The following is a 2,503-nucleotide window of genomic DNA, read 5'->3' on the forward strand; positions in this document are numbered from 1 at the left end:
GGGCGAGGCGTCCCGGCCGGTCGCGTGGGCGGCGGACGGGACGCCGGTGGAGCTGCCGCTGCCGCCGGGGCGCACGGACGGGTCGGTGACCGGGTTGGACGGGGCAGGCGGCGCGTTCGGCCAGGCCGGTGGCGCAGCGGCGGAGGTCGCGGTGCGCTGGGGCTCGGCGGGCGGCGTGACGACGCTGCCTGCGCCGTCCGGCACGACGGGTTCGGTGGCTTCGGGGGCGGGCGGCGGGATGATCGTGGGGCACGTCGTGGGGGCAGCGGGCAAGCAGGCCGTGCGGTGGACCCCGTGAGCCGGGGTGGCGCCTCCGACGCGGGCGCCCCACCGCCTGGCGACGACCCGACGACGGGGAGTGGCAGCCGGGCGCGGGCGAGGCTCTTCTCCAGGCCCGTGGAGGAGCTCTGGGAGCTCAGCGGGCTGGGGCAGTTCCAGGTGGTGCGCTGCGTGGTCACCGGTCACCGGGGGCGGTTCGGCGTGGAGGCCTCCGTGATCGAGCCCGCCAGCGAGGTCGCGGCGTTCATCGACTCCGTCATGCTGGGCGAGGGCGGGACGGCGGTGACCGAGCCGGACTACCCGCCGATCGGCACGGTGCTCGAAGCTCTGACCATCGACTTCGTGCCGCCCAACGACGAACTGCGCCTCTCCGTCCGCTCGTACGAGGTCGCGGACGGGGTCACCCCTCCGTGACCACCCAGCGCTCCGAGTCTGCGGGCAGCCCGAGGTGGACCAGCACCCGCTCCAGGGCGCCCTTCAGGGCAGCAGCCATCGCGGCGGTCTCCCCGTCGTCACCGACCGGTCCCCAGTCGATCGTGGCGTAGCTGTTCGGCTCCCAGCTCTCGACCTCCCACGGCAGGTCGCCGAACAGGTCGAGCGGTTCGAGGAGCTCGTCGGGCGGGACGTCGGCGGGGTGGGGCAGGTTGATCGAGTTGTCGCACAGCTGCACCCAGCGGTCCTCGGACTCGCGGTCCTGCACCGTGACGATGGCGCCGAACCGCCCGGCGGCGAACCGCTCGAACAACCGGTCCACGACTTCCCCGACGTCCACTGCCCACTCCCCCGCCTCGGTGTGCGGGCACCGTACCCGGCGGGTCCGACAGTCCCGGTGACCGCGCCCTGGCCCGCTCACCACCCCGCCGGGAGCAGGCCGAGGGTCCTCACACCGGCCGGATCAGCCCCGCCACCGCCGCCGACACCGCCGCGCTCCGGTCCGCAGCTTGCGCGCCCGCCTGCTCCCCCAGGGACTTCAGCGACCAGGACGCGGTGTCCCAGCTGATGACCAGCGCGATCACCATCGCCATCAGCTCCACCGCCGGGATGTCCGCGCGCACCCGCCCCGCCGCCTGCTCGGCCGCGATGGCGGCGACGTTGCGGCGGTACTCGGCGACCTCCGCGTCCACCGGGCGCTGCCGCTCCAGGCCCGCCCACAGGTAGAGCCGCCGCACCTGCGGGCGCTGTTCCAGGCGGTCGAACAGCTCGGCCGCGTAGCGGGGCAGGTCGATCGCGTCGATCACCACCGCCCGCGCCAGCTCGGTCATGGTCTCGGCGACGACCAGGTCGAACAGCTCCTCCTTCGCGCCGAAGTGCATGTAGATCGACCGCTTGTTCGCCGACGCGGTCTCGGCGATGCGGTCGACGCGGGCGCCCGCGAGCCCGTACCGGGCGAACTCCTCGATCGCCGCGGCCATGAGCCGGCGCTTGGTCTCGGTCGCGTCAGGTGGCATGGGCAGATCGTACATAACCAACCAGGTGTTTACATCCGCGTCCGCACCGTGTAGGAATGTACCTAGTTAGTTACCTACCGAGGAGCGCACACCATGACCCGCACCTGGTTCATCACCGGCACGTCCTCCGGCTTCGGCCGCGAGCTGACCGCGCTGCTCCTGGCGCGCGGCGAGCGGGTCGCCGCCACCGCGCGCCGACCGGAGACCCTGGACGACCTGGCCGCCGAGCACGGCGACCGGCTCTGGCGCGCCGCGCTCGACGTCACCGACACCGCCCGCCAGCGCGAGGTCGTGGACCGCGCGTTCGCCGAGCTGGGCCGGATCGACGTCGTCGTGTCCAACGCGGGCTACGGCCTGTTCGGGGCGGTCGAGGAGCTGTCCGACGAGCAGATCGACCGGCAGGTCGCCACGAACCTCACCGCGTCCATCCAGCTCGGCCGCGCGGTCGTGCCGCACCTGCGCCGCCAGGGCGGCGGCCGGATCTTCCAGATCGCCAGCGTCGGCGGCCAGATCACCTTCCCCGCCATGAGCCTCTACCACGCCACCAAGTGGGGCATCGAGGGCTTCTGGGAGTCCACCGCGTCCGACCTGGCGCCGTTCGGCATCGGCGTGACGATCGTCGAGCCCGGCCTGGCCCGCACCAACTTCGGCGGTGGCAGCGCGGTCTTCGGGGCGCCGCTGCCCGAGTACGCCGACGGCCCCTCCGGGCAGCTGCGCCGCGTCGTCGCGGGCGAGCTGCCGCCCCTGCCCACGCCCGGCGACCCGGTCAAGATCGC

4 protein-coding genes and 1 pseudogene are annotated in these 2,503 nt (G+C 73.8%); 3 read left to right on the forward strand and 2 right to left on the reverse strand.

Going from position 1 to position 2,503, the window contains the following annotated elements; all coding sequences use genetic code 11:
* Together ACTUAL_RS21105 and ACTUAL_RS21110 are read left to right on the forward strand one after the other, a co-directional pair.
* Nucleotides 1-298 (forward strand): annotated as a pseudogene (locus tag ACTUAL_RS21105) (hypothetical protein); the annotation flags it as partial.
* On the forward strand, nt 295-693 hold the full coding sequence (locus tag ACTUAL_RS21110) for a hypothetical protein (RefSeq protein ID WP_440901461.1): 399 nt from the start codon (nt 295-297) through the stop codon (nt 691-693). The pseudogene ACTUAL_RS21105 and the gene ACTUAL_RS21110, both read left to right, overlap by 4 nt.
* Here the strand turns inward: ACTUAL_RS21110 and ACTUAL_RS21115 are convergent.
* A complete protein-coding gene (locus tag ACTUAL_RS21115) occupies nt 680-1,051 on the reverse strand; it encodes a hypothetical protein (protein ID WP_096495930.1) in 372 nt (123 codons plus the stop codon). The genes ACTUAL_RS21110 and ACTUAL_RS21115 overlap by 14 nt on opposite strands.
* A gap of 109 nt (nt 1,052-1,160) precedes the next feature.
* The gene (locus tag ACTUAL_RS21120) at nt 1,161-1,727 is read right to left on the reverse strand and encodes a TetR/AcrR family transcriptional regulator (RefSeq protein ID WP_440901462.1); all 567 of its coding nucleotides are present in this window, start codon (nt 1,725-1,727) and stop codon (nt 1,161-1,163) included.
* 93 nt (nt 1,728-1,820) lie between these two features.
* Between ACTUAL_RS21120 and ACTUAL_RS21125 the strand changes: the two genes are divergently transcribed.
* A partial coding sequence (locus tag ACTUAL_RS21125; RefSeq protein ID WP_440901463.1) for an SDR family oxidoreductase occupies nt 1,821-2,503 on the forward strand: 683 nt, incomplete at its 3' end.

Source organism: Actinosynnema sp. (assembly GCF_052038725.1).

Bases quoted from the DNA above. Each gene is read 5' to 3' on its own strand.
- ACTUAL_RS21120 (WP_440901462.1), bottom strand. From the start codon at position 1,727: ATGCCACCTGACGCGACCGAGACCAAGCGCCGGCTCATGGCCGCGGCG.